The 20,893-nt window shown below is 66.6% G+C and carries 23 protein-coding genes; 9 read left to right on the top strand and 14 right to left on the bottom strand.

The genetic code is table 11. The features are described 5' to 3' along the window. The first annotated feature begins 85 nt into the window (after nucleotides 1-85). From G3O06_RS02885 to G3O06_RS02870, 4 genes are read left to right on the top strand one after another with little or no spacing between them, the layout of a single operon-like run. Nucleotides 86-733: a paraquat-inducible protein A gene (locus G3O06_RS02885; RefSeq protein WP_205814894.1), complete on the top strand. Its 648-nt coding sequence runs from the start codon at nucleotides 86-88 to the stop codon at nucleotides 731-733. Then, nucleotides 730-1,377: a paraquat-inducible protein A gene (locus tag G3O06_RS02880; RefSeq protein ID WP_174988780.1), complete on the top strand. Its 648-nt coding sequence runs from the start codon at nucleotides 730-732 to the stop codon at nucleotides 1,375-1,377. Before G3O06_RS02885 ends, G3O06_RS02880 begins: the two co-directional genes overlap by 4 nt. Next, complete coding sequence (locus G3O06_RS02875) at nucleotides 1,374-3,044, top strand: MlaD family protein (protein WP_205814893.1); 1,671 nt, start codon at nucleotides 1,374-1,376, stop codon at nucleotides 3,042-3,044. The genes G3O06_RS02880 and G3O06_RS02875 overlap by 4 nt, the downstream gene beginning before the upstream one ends. Then, complete coding sequence (locus G3O06_RS02870; RefSeq protein ID WP_205814892.1) at nucleotides 3,041-3,682, top strand: PqiC family protein; 642 nt, start codon at nucleotides 3,041-3,043, stop codon at nucleotides 3,680-3,682. Before G3O06_RS02875 ends, G3O06_RS02870 begins: the two co-directional genes overlap by 4 nt. Nucleotides 3,683-3,769: 87 nt before the next feature. On the opposite strand, the gene G3O06_RS02865 is transcribed toward G3O06_RS02870, so the two are convergent. Together G3O06_RS02865 and G3O06_RS02860 are read right to left on the bottom strand one after the other, a co-directional pair. Continuing rightward, nucleotides 3,770-4,930, bottom strand: coding sequence for an AraC family transcriptional regulator (locus G3O06_RS02865; protein ID WP_205814891.1), 1,161 nt, complete (start codon nucleotides 4,928-4,930; stop codon nucleotides 3,770-3,772). Further along, nucleotides 4,930-6,564, bottom strand: coding sequence for an AMP-binding protein (locus tag G3O06_RS02860; RefSeq protein WP_205814890.1), 1,635 nt, complete (start codon nucleotides 6,562-6,564; stop codon nucleotides 4,930-4,932). The genes G3O06_RS02865 and G3O06_RS02860 overlap by 1 nt, the downstream gene beginning before the upstream one ends. Before the next feature lie 301 nt (nucleotides 6,565-6,865). Here G3O06_RS02860 and G3O06_RS02855 point away from each other — a divergent pair, with 301 nt between their 5' ends. From G3O06_RS02855 to G3O06_RS02845, 3 genes are all read left to right on the top strand, one after another. Then, nucleotides 6,866-7,657 carry an HAD-IIB family hydrolase gene (locus G3O06_RS02855; RefSeq protein WP_205814889.1) on the top strand — a complete coding sequence of 264 codons (792 nt, stop codon included), beginning with the start codon at nucleotides 6,866-6,868 and terminating at the stop codon, nucleotides 7,655-7,657. A gap of 300 nt (nucleotides 7,658-7,957) precedes the next feature. Then, entirely contained in the window at nucleotides 7,958-8,413 is a 456-nt protein-coding gene (locus tag G3O06_RS02850) for a carboxymuconolactone decarboxylase family protein (protein WP_174968590.1), read from the top strand. Between the two features lie 139 nt (nucleotides 8,414-8,552). Next, on the top strand, nucleotides 8,553-9,653 hold the full coding sequence (locus tag G3O06_RS02845) for an AraC family transcriptional regulator (RefSeq protein ID WP_205814888.1): 1,101 nt from the start codon (nucleotides 8,553-8,555) through the stop codon (nucleotides 9,651-9,653). A gap of 19 nt (nucleotides 9,654-9,672) precedes the next feature. Here the strand turns inward: G3O06_RS02845 and G3O06_RS02840 are convergent, their stop codons facing one another. The 8 genes from G3O06_RS02840 to G3O06_RS02810 form a co-directional block, all read right to left on the bottom strand. Further along, complete coding sequence (locus tag G3O06_RS02840; protein ID WP_205814931.1) at nucleotides 9,673-11,178, bottom strand: HAMP domain-containing sensor histidine kinase; 1,506 nt, start codon at nucleotides 11,176-11,178, stop codon at nucleotides 9,673-9,675. Then, nucleotides 11,178-11,897: a response regulator transcription factor gene (locus G3O06_RS02835; protein WP_039353478.1), complete on the bottom strand. Its 720-nt coding sequence runs from the start codon at nucleotides 11,895-11,897 to the stop codon at nucleotides 11,178-11,180. The genes G3O06_RS02840 and G3O06_RS02835 overlap by 1 nt, the downstream gene beginning before the upstream one ends. 457 nt (nucleotides 11,898-12,354) lie before the next feature. Next, nucleotides 12,355-12,567: a hypothetical protein gene (locus G3O06_RS48855; RefSeq protein ID WP_241019473.1), complete on the bottom strand. Its 213-nt coding sequence runs from the start codon at nucleotides 12,565-12,567 to the stop codon at nucleotides 12,355-12,357. Beyond that, the gene (locus G3O06_RS48850; protein ID WP_241019472.1) at nucleotides 12,564-12,884 is read right to left on the bottom strand and encodes a hypothetical protein; all 321 of its coding nucleotides are present in this window, start codon (nucleotides 12,882-12,884) and stop codon (nucleotides 12,564-12,566) included. Before G3O06_RS48850 ends, G3O06_RS48855 begins: the two co-directional genes overlap by 4 nt. Nucleotides 12,885-12,886: 2 nt before the next feature. Continuing rightward, complete coding sequence (locus G3O06_RS02825) at nucleotides 12,887-13,435, bottom strand: RNA polymerase sigma factor (protein WP_205814887.1); 549 nt, start codon at nucleotides 13,433-13,435, stop codon at nucleotides 12,887-12,889. Nucleotides 13,436-13,637: 202 nt separating this feature from the next. Further along, nucleotides 13,638-13,973, bottom strand: coding sequence for a CPBP family intramembrane glutamic endopeptidase (locus tag G3O06_RS02820; protein ID WP_241019471.1), 336 nt, complete (start codon nucleotides 13,971-13,973; stop codon nucleotides 13,638-13,640). A gap of 114 nt (nucleotides 13,974-14,087) precedes the next feature. Beyond that, nucleotides 14,088-14,504: an organic hydroperoxide resistance protein gene (locus G3O06_RS02815; protein WP_174968594.1), complete on the bottom strand. Its 417-nt coding sequence runs from the start codon at nucleotides 14,502-14,504 to the stop codon at nucleotides 14,088-14,090. Nucleotides 14,505-14,575: 71 nt separating this feature from the next. Continuing rightward, nucleotides 14,576-14,821, bottom strand: a complete 246-nt coding sequence (locus G3O06_RS02810) for a DUF4148 domain-containing protein (RefSeq protein ID WP_174997468.1) — start codon at nucleotides 14,819-14,821, stop codon at nucleotides 14,576-14,578. A gap of 326 nt (nucleotides 14,822-15,147) precedes the next feature. Here G3O06_RS02810 and G3O06_RS02805 point away from each other — a divergent pair, with 326 nt between their 5' ends. After that, nucleotides 15,148-15,594 (top strand): cupin domain-containing protein, encoded by a 447-nt coding sequence (locus G3O06_RS02805; RefSeq protein WP_205814886.1) that lies wholly within the window; start codon nucleotides 15,148-15,150, stop codon nucleotides 15,592-15,594. Between the two features lie 90 nt (nucleotides 15,595-15,684). Next, nucleotides 15,685-16,938 carry a condensation domain-containing protein gene (locus tag G3O06_RS02800; protein ID WP_205814885.1) on the top strand — a complete coding sequence of 418 codons (1,254 nt, stop codon included), beginning with the start codon at nucleotides 15,685-15,687 and terminating at the stop codon, nucleotides 16,936-16,938. 89 nt (nucleotides 16,939-17,027) lie between these two features. Here the strand turns inward: G3O06_RS02800 and G3O06_RS02795 are convergent, their stop codons facing one another. From G3O06_RS02795 to G3O06_RS02780, 4 genes are all read right to left on the bottom strand, one after another. Further along, nucleotides 17,028-18,221 carry an MFS transporter gene (locus tag G3O06_RS02795; RefSeq protein ID WP_205814884.1) on the bottom strand — a complete coding sequence of 398 codons (1,194 nt, stop codon included), beginning with the start codon at nucleotides 18,219-18,221 and terminating at the stop codon, nucleotides 17,028-17,030. 184 nt (nucleotides 18,222-18,405) lie between these two features. After that, entirely contained in the window at nucleotides 18,406-19,476 is a 1,071-nt protein-coding gene (locus G3O06_RS02790) for a HAMP domain-containing sensor histidine kinase (RefSeq protein WP_205814883.1), read from the bottom strand. A 135-nt stretch (nucleotides 19,477-19,611) separates the two neighbouring features. Continuing rightward, a complete protein-coding gene (locus G3O06_RS02785) occupies nucleotides 19,612-19,995 on the bottom strand; it encodes a response regulator (protein WP_205814882.1) in 384 nt (127 codons plus the stop codon). A gap of 158 nt (nucleotides 19,996-20,153) precedes the next feature. Beyond that, on the bottom strand, nucleotides 20,154-20,813 hold the full coding sequence (locus tag G3O06_RS02780; protein WP_174968601.1) for a response regulator: 660 nt from the start codon (nucleotides 20,811-20,813) through the stop codon (nucleotides 20,154-20,156). Between the last annotated feature and the right edge of the window lie 80 nt (nucleotides 20,814-20,893).

The following is a 20,893-nucleotide window of genomic DNA, read 5'->3' as shown; positions in this document are numbered from 1 at the left end:
ATTCCGGCTCCATCATTTCTCCATCAAACCGCACAAAAACGTCCATCGACGCCAAGCACACTGCGAAGCAAGTCATCGAGCGCGCATGCGCGAGCAACACGAACACATGGACACGTATCCGACCCTGATCGCCTGCGAGCATTGCGACAGCGTCTACCGACGCCGCGCGCTGGAGCCTCACGAGGTCGCGCGTTGCGAGCGATGTTCCGCCGTGCTGTTTCGATCGAGCTGGCTCGACATCGACCGGTGGCTCGCGCTGGCGGTTGCCGCAGGCGTGGTGTTCGCCATCGCCAACCTCTGCCCGATCATGCGGATCAGCGTACAGGGGCTGCATAGCGAAGCCACGCTGTGGCAATCCGCGCTCGCGCTTGCCGAAGGCTTCGCCGCGCCGATCGCGATTCCGACGGCGCTCGCCATCGTGGTGGTGCCGTTCCTGCAGATCGCCACGCTGATCTGGTTGCTGGCCTTTGCCCGCGCCGGGCGTCGCGCGCCCGCGTTCGGCCCGCTGATGCGGCTGCTCGTCGCGCTGCGACCCTGGAGCATGATCGAGGTCGGATTGCTCGGCATCCTGATCGCCATCATCAAGCTGTCGAGCATCATGCAGATCATTCCCGGCGCCGGCTTGTGGGCCACGGCCGTGCTGATGGTGCTGATCCCGCTGATCGCGGGTCACGACACGCGCCAGCTGTGGGACTGGGTCGTGCCGGTGGAAACGTCCGGAGGCCGCCCGTGAGCCTGCCTGTACGCGCCAGTCAACTGGGCATGATCGGGTGCCATGCGTGCGGCCTCGTCTGCCGCACGCACGCATCCGCCGCGCAGGATGCGCACGCGCATGCCGCCGAAGCGGAACGCTGCCCGCGGTGCGGCTCCGCGCTGCACGCGCGTCGTTCGAACAGCCTCGTGCGCGCGTGGGCACTCCTGATCGCCAGCCTGATCTTCTACATCCCGGCCAACCTGTTGCCGGTGATGCGCACCACGCTGCTCGGCAGCCACAGCGAATCGACGATCCTCAGCGGCGTCGTGGTGTTCTGGAAAAGCGGCTCGTACGGCATCGCGTCGGTGATCTTCATCGCGAGCGTCGTCGTGCCGTGCACGAAGTTTCTCGCAATCGGCACGTTGCTCGTCACGACCGGCCGGCGCAGCGTGTCGGCCATGCGCGAGCGGGCCGTGCTGTACCGCGCGGTCGAGCTGGTCGGCTACTGGTCGATGCTGGACGTGCTGGTCGTCGCGATCATCTGTGCGCTGGTGAAGTTCGGTCCGCTGTCCGAGATCGAGCCGCGCGCCGGCATTTTGTTTTTCGGCATGGTCGTCATTCTCACGATGCTGTCTGCGATGAGTTTTGACCCACGCCTCATTTGGGACGCCGAGAAAGCATGAATCCTGCATCCGGGCCGCAAGGCCTCGAACCCCACGACCCGCCCGTGACACGCAACCGCCTGCGGCTTTCGCTCGTCTGGCTCGTGCCGCTCGTCGCGGCGTTGATCGGCCTGTCGATGGTGATCCACGCGTGGTTGTCCGTCGGACCGGAAATCACGATCACGTTCAACACCGCGCAAGGCCTCGAAGCCGGCAAGACGCCCGTCAAGTACAAGGACGTCGTGATCGGCACCGTGACCGCCATCTCGCTGAGCGACGACAGTTCGCACGTCGTCGCGACGGTGTCGTTCGTGAAGAATGCGCGCAACCTGATTCACGACGACACGCGGTTCTGGGTCGTGCGCCCCCGCGTCGGCATGAGCGGCGTATCGGGTATCGACACGCTGTTCTCCGGCGCGTACATCGGCATGGACACGGGCCGCTCGGAGAACGCGCGCAAAGCCTTCACCGGGCTCGAGACGCCGCCTACCGTCATCAACGGCATGCCGGGGACGAGTTTCGCGTTGCGGGCCACCGATCTCGGTTCGCTCGATATCGGCTCGCCGGTCTATTACCGCCATCTGATGGTGGGCCACGTCGCGTCGTACAAGCTCGACATGCAGAGCCGCGACATGAACCTGCAGGTATTCATCGATGCGCCGTACGATCGGCTGGTGACGACCGATACGCGCTTCTGGAACGCGAGCGGCATGGATCTGTCGCTCGACGCGAACGGCCTGAAGCTGAAGACCCAGTCGGTCGCGACGATCGTGGGCGGCGGCATCGCGTTCGCGACACCGGAAGACAGTGATGCGGCGGCAGCCCCTGCCGGCCGCCTGTTTACGCTCGCCGATAACGAAACTCTCGCGATGGCTGCGCCGGACGGGCCATCCCAACTCATTCGGCTCCGTTTCGAGCTGCCGTTGCGCGGGCTCGCCGTCGGGGCACCGGTGGAATTTTCCGGTATCGAAATGGGCAAGGTCGTCTCGACCCGGCTCGACTTCGACCGTGCCACCCGGCGCTTCCAGTCCATCGTCATGGTGAAGGTCTATCCGTATCGGCTCGGCCCCGTCATCGAGAAGCTGCAGAAGACCGAAGGCAACGGCAATCCGCGCGCGGCCCAGTTTCTCGCGGGCCTGGTCGAGCATGGGCTCCGTGCGCAGGCGCGTACCGGCAACCTGCTGACGGAGCAGCTCTACATTTCGTTCGATTTCGTGAAAAACGCGCCGAAGGTGCCGTTCGATGCGAATGCAACACCGCTGACCTTGCCCACCGTGGCGAGTACGTTCGACAAGTTGCCGGAGCAGATCGCCGACATCGTCGACAAGATCAACAAGATGCCGCTGGATTCGATCGGCAAGCATGTCGATTCGAGCCTGACGAACCTGGACGCGACGCTCAGGCAGGTCAACGGCCAGTTGCTGCCGTCGACGACGCGCGCGCTCGACCAGGCGAACCAGACGTTCGGCGCGTTGCGCCAGGGCATCGCCGACGACGGCCCGCTTCAGGAAAACCTGGCGAACACGCTGACCGAAGTCCAGCGTACCGCGCGATCGTTGCGCACGCTGACCGACATGCTGGGCCGCCGTCCCGAATCGCTGCTCCGGGGAACCGGGGCCGATCACGCGCCGAGCGCGCCTGTCGCCCCTTCAACCCCGCCTGTCCAGCAGGAGCCACGACAACCATGAGCTTCCCGATTCGCGCCCGGACGATCGCCCTGGGCGCCGGCGCCGTCATCGCGCTGACCGCCTGCGCGTCGAACCCGGTGCATTACTACACGCTCGTCTCGCCGGCCACGTCCGCGCCGGCAACGGCGACGGCGGCGGCAGCACGCGCCACCGCGCCGCTGGCGATCAACGTGTTACCGGTCGGCATCCCCGCCCAGCTCGACCAGCAGCAGATGGTCGTGCGCAGCGGGACGGGCACCGCGGTGATACTCGACAACGAACGCTGGGTCGCACCGCTCGGCGACGAGCTGCGCGCAGCGCTTTCGTCGGCGCTCGTCGAGCAGCTGGGCGCGCGCAACGTCACCGGCCTGCCGCGTCCGTCGAACCAGACCGTCATGAGCATCCGCACGCAGGTGCGCCGCTTCGATGCGTGGCCCGGGCACATGGCGCAGTTCGAAGCCGATTGGGTCGTCGGTGTGCAGCAGGACACGCCGGGCGCGCGCATTTCGTGCAGCACGCGGCTCAACGAGGCGGCCCCCGGAGGCTACGCCGACATGGTGCGCGTGCAACAGCGCATGATCGAGCAGTTCGCCACCCGCATCGCGAGCACGGTGCGCAGCTTCGGCAACGGGCGCCCTGCCTGTCCGTCGGATTCGTAAACCATCCCGCCCAGGGGAGCCGTCCATGGGAGCGCGCGAGGGTAGCCGGTTATGGGAACCGGCTACCTTGAAGCGATGCGCGACGCGTTACACGCGCCGCCGGTAAGTGCCCGGCGTGCTCCCCGTCCAGTGCCGGAACGCGCGATGGAACGCGCTCGGATCGTCGAAGCCGATGTCGGCGCCGATCGCCGCGATCGTGTCGGGCGTATCGGTCAGCCGCTGGATCGCGATGTCGCGCCGCAGTTCGTCCTTGAGCACCTGAAACGTCGTCCCTTCGGCGGCCAGGTGGCGGCTCAGCGTGCGCACCGAGCAATGCAGATGCTCGGCCGCGTGGTCGATCACCGGCAGGTCGGGCAACGCTTCCGACAGGTACTGCCGCACGCGATGGCACACGAGCTGTTCGCTGAACGATTCGAAGATCCAGTCGCCGGGTGCGCGCGCAAGGAACTTGCGCAGGTTGCGCTTGCTCTGCCGGATCGGCGCGTCGAGGTAGTCCGCGCTGAAGCGCATCAGCGTGCGCTCGCAGTCGAACTGCACGGCGCCGGTGAAGAAGTACAGGTGGTCGACCGCATGGCGCGGCCGCGGGCACGCGAACTCGATCTGCAGCAGCGGGATCTTCTGCCCGATCAGCCAGGAGCACACGCCGTGCACGAGCTTGAGCATCAGCTCCTGGCCAAGCGCGCCGATCGGGCCGACGGCATCGTTCGGGCGCAGCACCGCCTGCGCGACGAGACCGTCGCGCTTCGATTCGACGAAGAAATCGTCGAGCAGGATATGGAAGAATTGGCCGAAACGATGCAGCGCCGTTTCGAGGTTGCGCGCATCGAGCAGGCTCAGGCACAGGTACTTCAGCGTGCCGCCGCGCAGCGGGCGCGAAAAGATGCCGGGCATCTCGTCGTCGAGGTCGATCGCGAGTGTGCGGTACAGCGTCGAGAACTGCTCCTCCGTCACGCGCGCATGCGGTTCGCCGAGCAGCTCGATCGGGATGCCGGCCCCGCGCAGGTAGCGCTCGACCACGTCGCGCTGCGCGCCCGCGCTCGCGAGGAAGCCGTTGACGAGCGAGATCGGCACCGTCGCGCTCGGCGACGGCAACGCACGCCCGGCTGTCGGCCCGGGCTGGGCGGAAAGTGAATCTGAACCGGTCATCGCGTCCCCGTCGATCGAACCGCTCGCATTGTACTTGAGCGGCCCGCGCGGAGCCTTCCGGGCCTTCGGCGCGCCGGGCGCTGCACGGCGCGCCGGCGCCATCAGTCGGTGCGACTGAGTTCCCGGCGCAGGATCTTGCCGACGGTCGACTTCGGCAGCCGGTCGACGAAGCGAATGAGCTTCGGCACCTTGTAGCCCGCGAGGCTCTCGCGGCAATGCGCGACGAGCTGCTCCTCCGTCACGTACGCATCCTGCGCCAGCACCACGAACAGCTTGACCGCCTCGCCCGTGCGCGCGTCCGGCACGCCGATGCATGCGCATTCGGCGACGCCCGGCACGGCGGTGGCCACGGCTTCCACCTCGTTCGGATACACGTTGAAGCCCGACACGATGATCATGTCCTTCTTGCGGTCGACGATCCGCAGGAAACCGGCTTCGTCGAACACGCCGACGTCACCGGTGCGGAAATAGCCGTCGGCCGTGAACGCGGCCGCATTCGCGTCCGGTTTCTGCCAGTAGCCGCCCATCACCTGCGGCCCCTTCACGCAGATCTCGCCCGCGCCGCCGATCGGCACCTCGTTGTCCTGGTCGTCGAGCAGCTTCACGTCGGTCGACGGCAGCGGCAGGCCCGTGGTACCCGTGAACGAGTCGATCGACTGCGGGTTGAACGATACGACCGGCGACGTTTCCGACAGCCCGTAGCCCTCGCGGATGAAGTTGCCCGTCACCGCCTTCCAGCGCGACGAGATCACGTCGATCACGGCCGCGCCGCCGCCGGCCGACAGCTTCAGGCGCGACCAGTCGACTTCCGTCAGGCGCGGATGGCCGGCGAGCCCCGCGTACAGCGTGTTCACGCCGACGAACACCGTCGGCCGCGCGGCCTTCAGCACGTCGATGAAGCCGTCCATGTCGCGCGGGTTCGCGATCAGCCAGTTCTGCGCGCCGATCGCGAAGTACGACAGGAAGTTCACCGTCAGCGCGAAGATGTGATACAGCGGGATCGCCGTGACGACGACCTCCTCGCCCGGCTCGCGCGCGGCCGGCACGATCGCGCCGAACTGCTCGATGTTCGCGACGAGGTTGCGATGCGACAGCGCGGCGCCCTTCGACAGGCCGGTCGTGCCGCCCGTGTACTGCAGCAGCAACAGGTCCGCGCCTTCCAGCGCGACCGGTTCGAGCGCGAGCGATTCCCCGGCGGCAACGGCATCCGCAAGCGGGATCGAACCGGGCGGCAGTGCGTCGCAGGCACCGGCCGGCGCATCGACGACGCCGAGATCGCCGCGCCCGACGCTCAGCACGGTGCGCACGCGCGTGCCGCCGACCACTTCGGCGAACGTGCCCATCGACCCGCCGCACACCAGGGCGACTTCGACGCCCGCGTCATTGAGCTGATGCTCGAGTTCGCGCGCCGTATAGAGCGGGTTCACGTTGACCTGGATCGCGCCGATCTTCGCGATGGCGACGAACGCGACCGGAAACGCGGGCACGTTGGGCAGCATCACGGCCACGCGATCGCCCTTGCGGACGCCCACGACCTGCTGCAGATAGGCGGCCAGCGCGGTCGACAGGCGGTCGACGTCGGCATAGGTCAGCGTGCGGCCATACGAGTGGAACGCCGGGCGATCGGCGAAACGGCGCATCGCGTTGTCGAGCAACGCGCTTACGGAAGGAAAGCGATCGGGATCGATCTCGGCGGGGATCGAGCCATACGACCCGGTCCAGTGTCTCTTCGTCATGTCTCACTCCACGGGGGACGGCGCGCCGGCCGCGCCGTTCGCACGATGGCCTGCACGCCGGAGAAGCGCGGACCATCGCCTGATCGGCGACTATCGCCCGCGCGGCGCACTTTGAAAATGATCCGGGCGGCCGAAAAGATGATCGAAACGGACATGCGTCGGTTCGAGCTTGTCCAGACAACTTTGCCGACCCGCGCAGGCGACCGCTTATTCCCCGGTGCGAATTGCTAAGCAGGAAGCGGCGTGGCACGGCCACGCGCCCTTCTTCATAATCGACGATCGTCATTCCGCTGTCGAGACCATGCAGCCGCTTGCCCAGGCCCCCGCCGACACCTTCTCGTCCGTCCGCTTCCTGCTGACCGACATGGACGAGACCCTGACCCATCGCGGCCGGCTGGCCGCGCAGACCTATGCGGCACTCGAACGCCTGCAGGCGCACGGCATCCGCGTGATCCCGGTGACCGCCGCGCCGGCCGGCTGGTGCGACCAGATGGCGCGCATGTGGCCGGTCGACGGCGTGATCGCGGAAAACGGCGGGCTGTTCATCCGGCGCGGCGCGGACGGGCATGGCGCCGAACGCCGTTACTGGCACGTGGACGATGCGCGTGCCGACGCACGCGCCGCGCTCTCGCGCATCGCGCGGCAGGTCGAGACGGCCGTACCCGCCGCCCGCCACGCGGACGACCAGGATTTCAGGCTGACCTCGCTCGCGTACGCCCGCACCGGCAGCGACCAGGACGACCGGATACGCGACGCACTGGCCGAGGCCGGCGCGGACGCGACCATCAACAATCTGTGGATCATCGGCTGGGTCGGCGGGTACGACAAGCTGTCGATGTCGCTGCGCGTGCTGTCTGACACGTTCGGCGTCGACGCCGGTTCGGCGCGCGATTGCGTGGCCTATTCCGGCGATTCCACCAACGACGCGCCGATGTTCGGCTACTTCACCCACACGGCCGGCATGAGCACCGTGGTCGAGTATCTGCAGCAGTTGCCTGCATTGCCGCGCTGGATCACGCGAGGCCCGGGCGGCAGCGGGTTCGTCGAGTTCGCCGATGCGATTCTGCGCACGCGTCAGGACGATCAGGGCTGACCGCTTTCGCGAGTCGACTATCTCCTCATCGGCATGAACAACATACGGAATCCGGCGATTCCGGTCGGCAGGTGCACCTGATACGATCGCTTCGCTTCCGGTTCACCACGGCCGCACGTGCCGCGCGCCGCCGCCCATGAAGCCGCCGCATCCGCACAACGGATCATGCGTGCATGGTGCCTTTGCTCGCCGGCCGATCCCGCCGCCATATATTCAGGATTACTGTTCATGTGACGCAGATCGCAACAGCGTACCGAGCCGGAACACGACATCCAACAACGCTTCCAAAGGTCAGTCGCCATGCCAGAACGCATCTCGTTTGGACAACTCCCCGCCCGGCTGCTCGACGTCGTGCTCAACGTCGAGGAATACGCGAATAACACCGGCCACGATTTCAAGCTCGTGGAACTCGTGCGCGCACGGGTATCGCAGCTCAACGGCTGCGCCTACTGTCTCGACCGTCACATCAAGGAAGGCATCCACGCGGGCGACGATCCGCTGCGCTACAACCTGCTGCCCGTGTGGCACGAAACGCCCGATCTCTACAGCCCGAAGGAGCAGGCCGCGCTGCGCTGGGCGGAAGCACTGACGCTGATCAGCGAGCACGCGATCGGCGACGCACTCGTCGACGCGACGCGCGCGCACTTCGATCGCGACGAACTGGCCACGCTCACGCTGATCGTCGCGCAGATCAACACGTGGAACCGGCTCGCGAAGCCGTTCGCGTGGGAGGCCGGCGTGTTCCAGGCCGGTTGAAGCGGGTTGCAGGCGGCCGACGCCGGCCGCGCCGGGTGGCGCCGGCGCGCGTATCAGGGTGAACCCTGTGGCGTTTGGGACCGATCCCGCGCAGAATTGCGTGCCGTAAACGATATCGATTCGGACGCAGGATGCTCCCATGCCGCGCAGTGCGCTCTTGAACCCGACGACCGCCCGCGCAGCCCGCCTGCCGGACGTCGAGCCGACCCACGCGTTGCGCCAGCAGCGCTTCACGCCGGCCAAGCTGGCCGTGCTGCTCGACGTGGCGGCGCAAGCCGGCCTCGACCCGGTCGCGGTGCTCGACGGTACCGGCCTCACGCCGGCCGCCGTCGCGGACCCGTTCACGCTCACGTCGCCGCTGCAGTTCCTCACGGCCGCGCGCAATGCGATCGGCCGCTACGACGGCGCCGATCTCGGCGTGCGCGTCGGCCACCGGCTGCACGTATCGAGCTACGGGATGTACGGCTACGCGATGCTGTGTTCGGAATCGCTCGCGCACGCGTTCGAATCGGCCGTCAAATATCACCGGCTCGCGAACGGCATGCTCGCGATCCGCTGGGTCGAGCAGGGCGATACCGCGTCGTGGCAGTTTCCTGACCGGCACGAAGTCGCGCTGCCCGATCTCGACGAGCCGATGTACCGTTTCCTGATCGACATGCAGTTCGCGCTGCACGTGACGATCATCAAGGACGTGATGGGTGCATGGTGCGTGCCGGCGCGCGCGCAGTTCGCGCAACCGCAGCCGGCGCACGCGGCGCTGCTGGCCGATGCGCTCGAATGCCCGATCGCCTTCGACCAGCCGCATCATGTGCTCAGCTACCCGGCCGCGTGGCTCACGCGTGCGCCGCAGCTCGCGAATCCGATTACCGCCGCGCAGGTGTCGTCGCATTGCGCGAGCCTGCTCGATGAATTGCGCAGCCAGGCCGGCGTCACGCGGCGCGTGTACCAGGAACTCACGCGCACGCCCGGGCAGTTTCCCGACATCGACGCGATCGCGGCGATCCTGTGCATCACGTCGCGCACGCTGCGCCGCAAGCTCGAAGCCGAAGGCACGTCATACAGCGAACTGCTGGCGAGCGTGCGCAAGGCGCTCGCGATCGACTACCTCAGCACGACCACGCTCAGTACCGAGGACATCGCATTGACGCTCGGCTTCAGCGACGCCGTGGGGTTTCGCCACGCGTTCAAGCGCTGGACCGGCATGACGCCGAGCGACGTGCGGCGCAAGCGCGGCGGTTGAGCGCGGGCGGTGACTACGGTCAGCGCCCGTCGCCGACAGCAGGCGCCGCCACCGCCAGCGCGAACTCGAACACCGCACCGCGCCCGGTCCGGTCGACCAGCCGGATGCTGCTGCCGTTGAGCGCCAGCATCCGGTGCACGATCAGCAGCCCGAGCCCGCCGCTCGTCACCGCGCCGCCGCTCATCGGCCGCTGCGGCCGCTGGAACAACCCTTCGCGCCGCGCCACCGGAATCCCTTCCCCGGTATCGGCCACGGTCACGACCACGCGGTCGCCGCGCGGCTCCAGCGCGACCTCGACTTCGCCGTGCGCGGGCGTGTGCCGCAGCGCGTTGTCGAGCAGGTTGGTCAGCACGCGCTCGATCATCCCGAGATCGGCCGACACGACCGGCACCCGTGCCGGGATCCGCGCATGCAGTGCGACGCCGCGCGCCTGCGCGGTCAGCTCGAATTTCTGGAACACGTCCTGCACGAGATCGACGAGCGAGAACGGCTCGCGCTCGGCCTGCACGCCGCCCGATTCGAGCCGTGCGAGCTCGAACAGCGCCTGCGCGAGCCGGCCGACCTTCGCGCTCTGCGCGAGCGCGATCGACAGGTAGCGCCGCCGTTCGGTCTCGGCGAGCGTCTCCGACTTCAGCGACAGCGTCTCCAGATAGCCGTGCAGCGACGTGAGCGGCGTGCGCAGGTCGTGCGAGATGTTCGTGATCAGTTCGCGCCGCTGCTGGTCCTGGTGCGTCAGCGCGCGCCACTGGTCGCCGATCCGGTCGGCCATCTGCGCGAATGCGGATTCGAGCACGACGATGTCGTCGCCGCGCCGGCCCGGCCGCGAGCGCGGCACCGGCGGCTGCGTGTCGGGCGTGCCGTTCGCGTCGAAGCGGCGCATCGCGTCCGTCAGCCGGCGCAGCGGGCGCGTGATGAAGCTGAATGCGGTGAGGCCCGCGAGCAGGCCGAGCAGCGCGACCAGCGCCATCGACCACAGCGTCGTGCGCAGCACGTTGCCGGCGTCGACGCGCGCGGCCAGCCGGTCGTGCGCCTCGCCGAGCAGCACCACGTAGATGTAGCCCGACGGCGGCTGCCCCGCGCGCTGCAGCGGCGCGGCGCTGAACACCTTGCGCGCGTCGGGGCTGCGCGGGTCGTCGCCGAGGATCGGCAGCGGCTCGCCCGCGATGAAGCGCTGCACGGGCGCGAGATCGACGCGGTCGCGCTTCACGTGGCCGGGCGGCGCATCGTCGCCCTTGATGCGCCCCGCGTTGTCGAGCAGGTACACCTCGACGCTCGGGTTCACGCCCATCAGCTGGCCGAACAGCGTGCGCACGGCATCCGGGCGCAGCCCGTTCGCGTCCATCAGCGGCGCGCTGTGGGTCACGCTGTTGACGATATTGGCGGCCAGGTCGCGCGACAGCCCCTGCACGACTTCCTGCTCGCGCATGTCGTTCGCGCGGATCTGCAGCCACGCGGACGCGCCCGAGCACGCAAGCAGCAGCACCGAGAATACGAGCGACAGCCGCTGGGTAAGGGTGAGCTTCATCATGCGTCCCGCTGGCCGGGCGCGGCGAGCTTGTAGCCGCGGCCCCACACGGTGAGGATCCGCACGGGCTCGGCCGGATCGGCCTCGATCTTCGCGCGCAGCCGGTTGATGTGGGTGTTGACCGTGTGTTCGTAGCCTTCGTGCTGGTAACCCCACACGGCATTGAGCAGGTCCATCCGCGAGAACACCTTGCCCGGGTGCCGCGCGAAGAAATACAGCAGGTCGAATTCGCGCGGCGTGAGGTCGATGCGCGCGCCGTCCACGCTCGCCTCGCGTGCGATCGGGTCGATCGCCAGCCCCGCGACGTCGAGCGTGCCCGCGTCGATCCGCGAATCGCGCGCGAGCGCATCGACACGCCGCAGCAGCGCCTTCACGCGTGCGACGAGTTCCAGCACCGAAAACGGCTTGGCCAGATAGTCGTCGGCGCCGAGCTCGAGGCCGAGGATCCGGTGCACCTCGCTCGAACGCGCGCTCGTGATGATGATCGGTGTGTAGCGCGTCATCGCACGTGCGCGCCGGCAGATTTCGAGGCCGTCGACACCCGGCAGCATCAGGTCGAGGATCAGCGCATCCCAGCCGCCCTGCTCGAGCAGGCGCAGCCCTTCGGCGCCGTCCGCGCTGTGCACGACCTCGTAGCGCTCGTCGCGCAGGTGCAGGCTCAGCACGTCGGCGATGTCGGCGTCGTCCTCGACGATCAGGATGCGTTTCGGTTGGTCCATGGCGGCGGGCGGCGGCACGTCGGTGCCGAGGTCGGGTATCGGTTCGGGCCGGCCCCGGTCCGGCTGGCCGGGTTCCCGGGGGTGAATCGCGGCAACGGGCCGCGCTGTCGCCATTGTGCAAAATTTTGCGGCGGGAAGGGTTCACAATTCGTTTATCTTTGGATCACGCCTGCACCGCGAGCCAATGCCCGCAAGGCTTCCTGCTCCGGCCCCTAAAATTCGATCCCTCGCGTGCCGACACGAACACTAAATAAACACTAAAAAGCGAACGCAAGTCGCTGCATGCCGCCTCACCACCACCCCGGCGCGACAGCGCCTGTCACATGCCGCGCAGCCGATGGTCGCCGCATTACACCGGAGCGTTCAAAGTGCATTTTCGTTGAATCGTCGCGAACATCCGACATCAGTATGGGCCTCATGTGTATTAGCCGGGACTCGATCTGACAGGTGGTCGGGCCTACAAAGAACGATCCATCAATGGGGAATGACTTTCTCCTTGGCTAGATCGAGCGAAGTCGGCGATCCGCTTGCCGATCGCGCCGAGGTCGGTGTCGCCGGGTGCGGCGATCAGCGCATAGGTGACACTGGCACGGCGCCAGGTCACGACATCCATGCTGCCGACCTGGAACGCTCCCGCGACGAAAGCGACCGCGAGCCACGGCACCATCATGCGAACCCCCGAAACCGGCGCGGACGACGGCGTGCGTGCATCGGGCTGCGACGCCGGCGCATCCCCGCGACGCACGCCGCCGACCGCGGACCGCGCCAAAGGCCCGGCATACGCCTAGCGACCTTGCCGACCAGCCTCTGCGGCAGCGGCGGCCATTCCTGACGCTGGAACGCATACCGATAGGGCAACACCGATGCTTCGAACAGCGCAACCCGCCTGGCGATGTCGGCCGACGTGCCGATCGCCCTGTCGACTTCCTCGCGCTCGTGCGACGCGAGTTCGCCATCCACGTATGCCATGAGCAGGATGTCGTCCATTTTCATGCCCCCTGATCCTCACGCTTCGCTGCGCCTTTGATGGGTCGTCCCCTTCCATCGCCGAACAGGGCGCCGATCGTCTGGCGGGCACGCGAAAGCCGGCTCATGATCGTCCCGATGGGTACGCCGAGCGCCTCGGCCGCTTCGCCATAGCTGAGCCCCTCCACGGCGACCAGCAACATGACCACGCGCTGCGCTTCGGGCAGCTGCTGCACCGCCCTGACGATCTGCGCGTCCAGCGCCTGCTGTTCCAGTGTCGGCGCGGTGGGATCGGCGACGGTTTCGAGCAGGTCGTCGTCCCAGTCCATGCCCGAGCGCCGACGCACGCTGCGTGCGCGAAGCTCGTTGAGCCAGGTGGATTGCACGATCGAGAACATCCAGCTGAGCGGCGCGGTTCCCGGTCGTAGCTGATGCGCTCGTTCGAGTGCACGGACGCATGCGCCCTGCACGAGATCCTCGGCGTCGTGCCGGTCGCCGGAGATTCGCAGCGCGAAGGTCCAGAGACGCGGCAGCATCGCGGGGAGCATGGCGGACAATTCGGCTGCGGTCATCTACGTCGATCCTCCCGCGGTGCAACCAAGCCGACGTTGATGAACTGCAGTATCTGACATGTCTCTTTGGGTTCAGGCGAAATCAAGCGGGCAACACCCCGCAGTCCACGTAAACAGCTGGACGGCGCAGATATTCCATCCGCCGTCGCGTATTACCCGAACTGCCGGATCACGGGCCCTCGTGGCCAGAGAGCGCGTTCGCTCAGGCCCGGGCGATGAATGGATAGGTCAGCAAGCCGAACTGCACCAGGTTGACGCCGAAGTGCGCGAGCACGGCCGATTGCAGACCGCCCGCGCAATAGGCGAGCCCGTAACCGATGCCGGACACGCCGGCCAGCAGAACCAGCAGCGCGCCGCCCTGGTAATGAGCAAGGCCGAACGGAACGGCGCCAGCCACAAGCGCCAGCCGGCCGGCATTCGGTTGCGCGCGCATCAACCGGGTCGCGCCCGCCTGGATGTAGCCGAGGAAAAACGCTTCTTCCGCGAACGCGATCGCATAACCGATTGCGAGCAGGATCAGCGTCAGCCCGCGAGGCATCCTCGAGATCGCCGCCAGTGCGGCAAGAAAAATCGCACACCACGCCAATGCGGTCATTGCACCTTGCGGAGCGTTGCCAACGGGTCGTCGATCGCGTCGAGCGCCGCACGCGTGTCAGACCACCGTGACGACCACGTCGATGTTGCCGCGCGTCGCCTTCGAATACGGACACGTCCGGTGCGCCGCGTCGACCAGCGCCTGTGCGACGTCGGCGTCGACGCCCGGCACGCTGACGTTCAGCCGTGCCTGCAGGAAGTACGCGCCGTCGTTCATCGCCAGATCGATCTGCGCATCGACATGCGTGTCGCGCGGCAGCGAGACCTTCAGCTTTTGCGCGGCCAGGCCCATCGCGCCGATGAAGCATGCCGACCAGCCCGCGGCCAGCAACTGCTCGGGATTCGTGCCGGGCGCGGCCGAGCCCGGCGCGGAGAGCTTCACATCCAGGCGACCATCGGTGCTGTGCGCGGCGCCATCGCGGCCGCCGGTGGTACGAACCTCGCCGGTGTACAGAATTTTCGTTTCGTGGTGCATGATCGGTACCGTGTTGAACGGGGTGGATGAATGACGATGCCGAAAATCGGCATCGCGTCCGCAGCAGGCAATCAACTGCCTCGATAGAGCTTGTCGAGCGCCGCAAGCTGACCGTCTTTCTCGGCCTGCACCAATTCCGCGCGAACCTGGGCGCGCGTTTTTCCCTTCGGCGACTTGGCGACCGTCGCCCATTGGCTCGCTTGCCCGACGGCCTGGTCGTTGACGCTCGTGTCGACGGGGCTGCTTGCAAAAGCGGAAGTGGTGGCTGCAACGGCGGCGCACGCCGCGAAAACCAAAGCAATCGTCTTTACTTTCATGTCGTTCTCCTGGATAAATTCGGCTGCCGCGAATCTGTCCGGGCGCTCGACGGCCGCTGATCTCGCGAAGCCGGTTCGAGCGCCCTGATCGGATTCGATCGGTGAGATGCATTAAATCCAGATCACGTATCTGACGTGTGTCCCGGGAAATGGCTTTTGCATGGCCACGTATCCAGACCGGTTTCATACACATTGAGAAACAAATCTGCGGTCTCGTTTTCGATCGATCGCCAAACGAAGCCGGGTTTTTCCGACAAAATGTCGCCACGACAGCGCGTTCACCCTTTACGTCGCTGCCACGAAAAAAACCAAAGGAGAAGTAGCCGATGTCCAGATACGCCCTCGCAGCACTGCTGTTGTTCAGCGTCATGACCTCGGTCGATGCGCACGCTGAAACGATCAAGCCGATCAAGGCGTCGAGGTCCGACCTTGCGGGTGCGATATTCAATCGCGCCGACGCCGTGAAAAAAGACCAAGGCGGCGAAACGAGCGCGGACGTCGCGACGTTCACGTCGACCGACAACGCTTACCAGACCGGCGTGTATCGATCCGGGCCTTCACACGAGGAAATCAAGGGGCCGCACGGGCTGCCGTACAACGAGTTCCTGTACTTTCTTTCAGGCAGCGTAAAGCTGACGTCGTCGGACGGTTCGGTGATGCTCGTGAAGACCGGCGAGGCCGTCACGCTTCCCCAGGGATGGACGGGACATTTCGACACACCGGGCTATACCAAGCTCTATGTGACCTACAGCCCCGACGACAGAAAAAAATAGTCCGGCATGTCGAGCAGTCCAGCCATGGCGGAATAGCGCACCCGCCTCGATTGTTCTGTTGAGGCAGACCATCACTTCGGGAGTCGGGCGGTGCGAAATCAATCACAGGAAATCGAGGGCAGTCAGCGGCCCGTGCGGGCGCTCGGGAGCACGGAACACCTGTTCTGGCTGCTCGACCGGAATCGGCCGACGCATTTCGCGATGGTTGCGGAGATCGACCGGCGCTTTTCGCCGGACGCATGGCACACGGCTTTTCAGGCGCTCCAGCGCCGGCATCCGCTGCTATCGACCCGCATCGCCACCGACGCGCAACAGAATTCAGGCTTCTATCGCGTGGCTGACGCCGCGGTGCCGTTGCGCGTGCTCGAGCAAGACCCGGCTTCGTGGCAGGCGGAAGCGGCCCGCGAAATCGCCACGCGCTTCGACTGGTCCGCGGCGCCGCTGCTGCGCGCGACCTTGCTGCAAGGCGAATGCAGCTCGACGCTGATCCTGGCTGCACATCATTCCGTGGTCGACGGCATGGGCAGTGCATTGCTGATCGACGATCTGTTGCGCATGCTGTCGGGCGAGCGGCTGGCGCCGCTGCCGTTGGTGCCGTCGCTGGAGACCGTGCTCGATACCGACCTGAACCATGCCGCCGTCTTGCCGGCCCCCTCGCCGGCGCCCGCGACCAAGCCATTTCGTCCGGACGCCGCGCAAGCGCCGCATGTCGACGCCATTGCGCTTTCCGCGGACGTGACCCGCCGGCTCGTTGTCCGGGCACGCGTCGAGCAAACCACCGTGCACGGCGCCATTGTCGCGGCCGTTCACGAAGCCGGGCGGCGTCTGTCCAGCGCGTGGACCGAACGCGCGTTCAGAACCGTCACGCCGATCGACCTGCGCGATCTCTCCGACGACGCGCGTATCGCCGCTGGCGTATACATCACGCAGGCCATCACGGTCGACGATCACCCGCGCGGTACGGATGTGTGGACCGCCGCCCGCAAGATCAAACAGGATCTTGCCCCGTCGCAAGCGCGCGCGAGCGTGGCGGCGGAACTGAAGGCACTTGATGCCGCGATGTCCGCGCGGCCGAGCGTCGAGCACGCGGCCGGGTTTCTTTCGGCCGTGCTTGCCTTCGACGTCATGGTGTCGAATCTGGGCAATCAGCCCGTTGCTTCCGCGCACGACGGCCTGTCGCTCAAAGCGCTGTGGGGCCCCATCGTGACTTCGGGCTTCGCCGACGACCAGGTCATCGGCGCATGCACGATCGATGGCGTGCTACGTCTCACGCATACGAGCCATGGCGCGATACGCGGACTTCTCGAAGAGGTTCGCGCGATTCTCCACGAAGCCGTGAGCTGACCGTCAGGCTGCTCGCCTCGTCCGCGCTCGATGCCGACCATCGCGCGCGTCGCATCGGCAGGCGGATTCGGGAACCCCGGCGCGTGCGTTCAGCACGCCACCGGCAATACCCGCTTGCGGTGCTCGACGATCGAGAGAAGCAGCGCCGCCAGGCCGCATGCCGCGATCAGTACCAACAGCATCGTCTTGCCCATGCTGACCAGCACCATGCTGCCGAGCGCGGGGAATCCGAATACGCCGACGAAATACGACGCCACGAACCACGTCAGCACGGCGTGCCGGTGCCGCGCATCGGCACTGTTGACGGCCTGCGCCTGAACGATCGGATAGACGAGGCCATACCCGGTGCCGAGCAGCACGGCGCTGGCCGAATGAAACAGCGCGTTGTGCGGCACGGCGAACGTCACGGCAACGCTCAGGATCATGAAGCCGAGCAGGATCTGCGTCGTCGCGCTGACGCGGATCTGAATCACGACCGCACCGAGCAGCCAGCGGATGACGACCACCGTGGCGGAATACAGACCGAAAAACGTTCCGGCCGTCACGCCGGGGCCTTGCGCCATCGACATCTGGAACGTCATCAACCCCGAGAAGACGCTCGAGCCGAGCGCGATGATCGCGATCGGATAGATCGCACGCGTGCGTGCGATCGCGCCCATCTCGCGTACCCAGCGATCCCGCATCGGCCGCGCAACGGCATGCGAAGCAGGCGACAGGCGTCCGAAACATTCCAGCATCGCCGCAGCCGCCACGCACAGCCCGCCGACCGTGAAGAACACCGCGCCCGTCGTCCAGTGCCAATTGCGAATCGCGAGTGCCGCAACTGCGGGACCGCCGCCGACGCCGGCCATCTGAAACGACCCGAACCGCAGGAACCAGCGTTCACGTTCGATATCGGCCGTGCGCTCCACGAGCATCATCGGCGCCGCGAGGCAGAACCCGCCCCAACCGATGCCGACCAGCAATCCGGGCACGACGCTCAGCGAGCCGGTGCGCCCGATCAGCGCAAAGCCGACGACGCCTGCGCCGACGACCAACGCCGCCAGCGCGGTCGCCCGTGCGGCGCCGATCCGGTTCGAGCACCACGCGACCAGCGGCAGGCCGATCAACGCACCGATCATCGCTTCGGCCAGTGCGGCCCCCGTGTCGATGTCGCTTCCGCCCGCCAGATGGAAATGCATCGACAACAGAAATGTCGCGCCGTAGCCGCATGCCGTCAGCAGCGCGCCGAGCAGCACGAACGAGGCGACGCGCGGCGACATCGTGCGTGGATCGACCATCATGCCTCCCCTTGTTTCAAGATTCCTGTCGATTCGGGCGGCGGCGCGAAACGCTCGCCGCCCAGGGCCATCGCGATATGATCCGCACAGTCCGTCATCGAAGAAATGAACTGTTCCGATGATGCGCCGCATACGTTCGTATAGGCGCAAACGACAGCCCACGTTTCCTCACGCGCGTGCGACGCGCTCAGGTATCGGCGAGCGGCAACGTCACGCGCGCTTCGAGCCCTCCGGTGCTGCGATTGTTCAGCTGCAGTTCGCCCTGCATCGCTTGCGTCAACCGCCGTGCGATCGCAAGCCCCAACCCGGATCCCGGCACACGCGCCGATGTCTGCGGCGCCCGATACCACGGCGTGAATACCGCTTCCATCTCCGCCGGCACAATGCCCGGCCCCGAATCCACCACCGCAAGCATCACGCGCCGGGCATCGACGCGAACGCACAGGCGGACATCACGCCCGTAGCGCAGTGCGTTGTCGATCAGGTTGACGAGCACGCGCCGCAGTGCATGCGGAAACGTCACGAGCGGACAGTCCAACCGCCCGTCCAGCACGACGGCAAGCCCCGCGTCGCGATAGTTGTCGACCAGCGAGCCGAGCAACTCGTCCACGTCGACGCTGCGCGGCGGCTCCGCCACGCTGCACTGAAGCCGTGCGCAGGCAAGGCTCGCGTCGATCAGTTCTCCCATCTCGGCAAGGTCGCGCTCCATCGCATCGCGCAACGTGCGATCTTCCAGCATTCCGCTACGCAGCATCACGCGCGTCAGCGGCGTGCGCAGATCATGCGCATAGGCCGCGAGCACATGCAGCAATTCCGTCACGCGATCCGCATGCTGGCGATGCGCGTCGTTGATCGCGGCCGCCAGTCTCGCGATCGGCGGCGTACCACGCTCGACCAGTGAACGGGGCAACTCCTCCAGCCCATGGTCCTCGATTGCCGCGGCGAGTTGCCGGATTGCCGCCTCCAGTCGCAGCGCACGCAGCCACAGCACAGCCGCCGCCAGCGCCAGTATCGCGCCCGCCGCGCTCGCAATCAGAAGATCGTCGTCGACGACGGGAAGCAATGCATTCGCGAGCAGGTCGCGAGCGTCGTACAGCGCCGCCGCGACGAACAGCACGCCAGCCACGACGAACAGCCGGGCCGGACACGCGACGAGACCGCGTGCATGCCCGCGGCATGCGCGGCCGAGGTTGCGTATGGAGCGCGGGAGCCGAGCCTCGAACCAGGCTCCGGACGATAAGGTAGGAATGTTGGCCATCTTCGTTCTCCTGTCGCCGTCGCGGCGGACGGTACAGGGAAGATGAAAACATGCGTGCGGGGGGGCGCACCATCAAACAAGCGGCCATCTACCCCCTACGAAGGTTTAGGTCACCGTTGCGGCGCAGACCGGCAATCAGCCGTATCCGAGCGCACGGGCGAGCCAGCCTTCGAGCTCCTGTGCGTCGATCGGCTTCTCGAGGAGACAAAGCGCGGTGCTGGCCCGCGCTCGCTCGGACGCGCGGGCGCTGACGAACGCCGTGACCAGCACGGTCGGAATGTGCAGGCTGCGTGCTTCCATCGTGGCCAGCACTTCGAGGCCATCCATCTCGGGCATCTGGAGGTCGCAGATCAGGCAACCCGTGCGCGACACCACGTCCGACGCCAGGAATGCCGGGCCCGACGCGAACTCGCGCGCGTCCCCGCCCAGCGAACGCACGAAACTTCCGGCGGCGGCGCGTACGAAGGGATCGTCGTCGACAATGGATACGAGATCGGAGGCTGAGAGTGAAAAAGGCATCCCTGCTTATGGCGAAGGGGACGGAACGGCCCGTCCCGAGCACTGTTACCCAAGTTGCCAGCATACCGTCACGCCGCAGCGCCGCCATCATACCTACGTATGGGTACGCCCGGCGCGGTGCATGGGCCGTTCGACGAAGATCCGGGAAACGCGTGGCCCTAGCGCGACGGCACGTTGATGCCGAGCGCAGTCATCTTGCGCACCAGTTCAGCCACCGAGCGGCACTTCATTTTTCGCATCGCCTGGCTGCGATGAATCTTGGCCGTGATCTCCGCGATGCCCATGTTGCCCGCGACCTGCTTGTTCATCAGGCCCGTCGCGACGTGTTGCAGCACCTCGCATTCGCGCGGGGTGAGCGATTCCCAACACGCGCGCAGATCGAGCAGCGAGTGATCGTCCTGCAGCCGTTTCGCATCGCGCTCGAGCGCCGCGATCACCGCATCGATCACGTCCTGGTCGCGGAACGGTTTCGTCAGGAAATCCATCGCGCCGGCTTTCATCGCCTTCACCGTCATCGCGATATCGCCGTGCGCCGTGATGAAGATGATCGGCATCTGCGGACCGCCGCTCTCCGCCAGCGACGTCTGAAACGCGATTCCGCTCTGCCCGCGCAGCCTGACGTCCAGTACGAGGCACGACGGTCCCGCGCCCTTCGTTGCCGCGAGAAACTCTTCCGTCGACGCAAAGGCGCGAACCTCCAGGTCGATCGACCGCAGCAGGCTGATCAGCGCGACACGGACGAATTCGTCGTCATCGACGACGTAGACGACGCGGCTGTTCCGATCAGGTGTCGCGTGGGGCATTCTGGTTTCCGGCATCGATATTCGCTGATGAATTTTCAGGAGTGGCCGCGCAGCGGCTCATACACAACTCGAAGAACCTGTCCGCCCGCTGCACG

Source organism: Burkholderia sp. Ac-20345 (genome assembly GCF_017104825.1).
In the GTDB taxonomy this organism is placed as follows: domain Bacteria; phylum Pseudomonadota; class Gammaproteobacteria; order Burkholderiales; family Burkholderiaceae; genus Burkholderia; species Burkholderia lata_B.
This window is presented reverse-complemented; position numbering and strand designations above follow the sequence as displayed.

Excerpts from the sequence above, each read along its gene's own strand:
- G3O06_RS02865 (WP_205814891.1), bottom strand. The coding sequence starts at position 4,930 with ATGGCGCCGGCGCGCCGTGCAGCGCCCGGCGCGCCGAAGGCCCGGAAG.
- G3O06_RS02835 (WP_039353478.1), bottom strand. The coding sequence starts at position 11,897 with ATGGACCAACCGAAACGCATCCTGATCGTCGAGGACGACGCCGACATC.
- G3O06_RS02815 (WP_174968594.1), bottom strand. The coding sequence starts at position 14,504 with ATGCACCACGAAACGAAAATTCTGTACACCGGCGAGGTTCGTACCACC.
- G3O06_RS02840 (WP_205814931.1), bottom strand. The coding sequence starts at position 11,178 with ATGAAGCTCACCCTTACCCAGCGGCTGTCGCTCGTATTCTCGGTGCTG.
- G3O06_RS02870 (WP_205814892.1), top strand. The coding sequence starts at position 3,041 with ATGAGCTTCCCGATTCGCGCCCGGACGATCGCCCTGGGCGCCGGCGCC.
- G3O06_RS02785 (WP_205814882.1), bottom strand. The coding sequence starts at position 19,995 with ATGCCTTTTTCACTCTCAGCCTCCGATCTCGTATCCATTGTCGACGAC.
- G3O06_RS02780 (WP_174968601.1), bottom strand. The coding sequence starts at position 20,813 with ATGCCGGAAACCAGAATGCCCCACGCGACACCTGATCGGAACAGCCGC.
- G3O06_RS02790 (WP_205814883.1), bottom strand. The coding sequence starts at position 19,476 with ATGGCCAACATTCCTACCTTATCGTCCGGAGCCTGGTTCGAGGCTCGG.
- G3O06_RS02860 (WP_205814890.1), bottom strand. The coding sequence starts at position 6,564 with ATGACGAAGAGACACTGGACCGGGTCGTATGGCTCGATCCCCGCCGAG.
- G3O06_RS48850 (WP_241019472.1), bottom strand. The coding sequence starts at position 12,884 with ATGGACGACATCCTGCTCATGGCATACGTGGATGGCGAACTCGCGTCG.
- G3O06_RS02855 (WP_205814889.1), top strand. The coding sequence starts at position 6,866 with ATGCAGCCGCTTGCCCAGGCCCCCGCCGACACCTTCTCGTCCGTCCGC.
- G3O06_RS02810 (WP_174997468.1), bottom strand. The coding sequence starts at position 14,821 with ATGAAAGTAAAGACGATTGCTTTGGTTTTCGCGGCGTGCGCCGCCGTT.
- G3O06_RS48855 (WP_241019473.1), bottom strand. The coding sequence starts at position 12,567 with ATGATGGTGCCGTGGCTCGCGGTCGCTTTCGTCGCGGGAGCGTTCCAG.
- G3O06_RS02795 (WP_205814884.1), bottom strand. The coding sequence starts at position 18,221 with ATGATGGTCGATCCACGCACGATGTCGCCGCGCGTCGCCTCGTTCGTG.
- G3O06_RS02885 (WP_205814894.1), top strand. The coding sequence starts at position 86 with ATGCGCGAGCAACACGAACACATGGACACGTATCCGACCCTGATCGCC.
- G3O06_RS02845 (WP_205814888.1), top strand. The coding sequence starts at position 8,553 with ATGCCGCGCAGTGCGCTCTTGAACCCGACGACCGCCCGCGCAGCCCGC.
- G3O06_RS02825 (WP_205814887.1), bottom strand. The coding sequence starts at position 13,435 with ATGACCGCAGCCGAATTGTCCGCCATGCTCCCCGCGATGCTGCCGCGT.
- G3O06_RS02875 (WP_205814893.1), top strand. The coding sequence starts at position 1,374 with ATGAATCCTGCATCCGGGCCGCAAGGCCTCGAACCCCACGACCCGCCC.
- G3O06_RS02850 (WP_174968590.1), top strand. The coding sequence starts at position 7,958 with ATGCCAGAACGCATCTCGTTTGGACAACTCCCCGCCCGGCTGCTCGAC.
- G3O06_RS02805 (WP_205814886.1), top strand. The coding sequence starts at position 15,148 with ATGTCCAGATACGCCCTCGCAGCACTGCTGTTGTTCAGCGTCATGACC.
- G3O06_RS02820 (WP_241019471.1), bottom strand. The coding sequence starts at position 13,973 with ATGCCTCGCGGGCTGACGCTGATCCTGCTCGCAATCGGTTATGCGATC.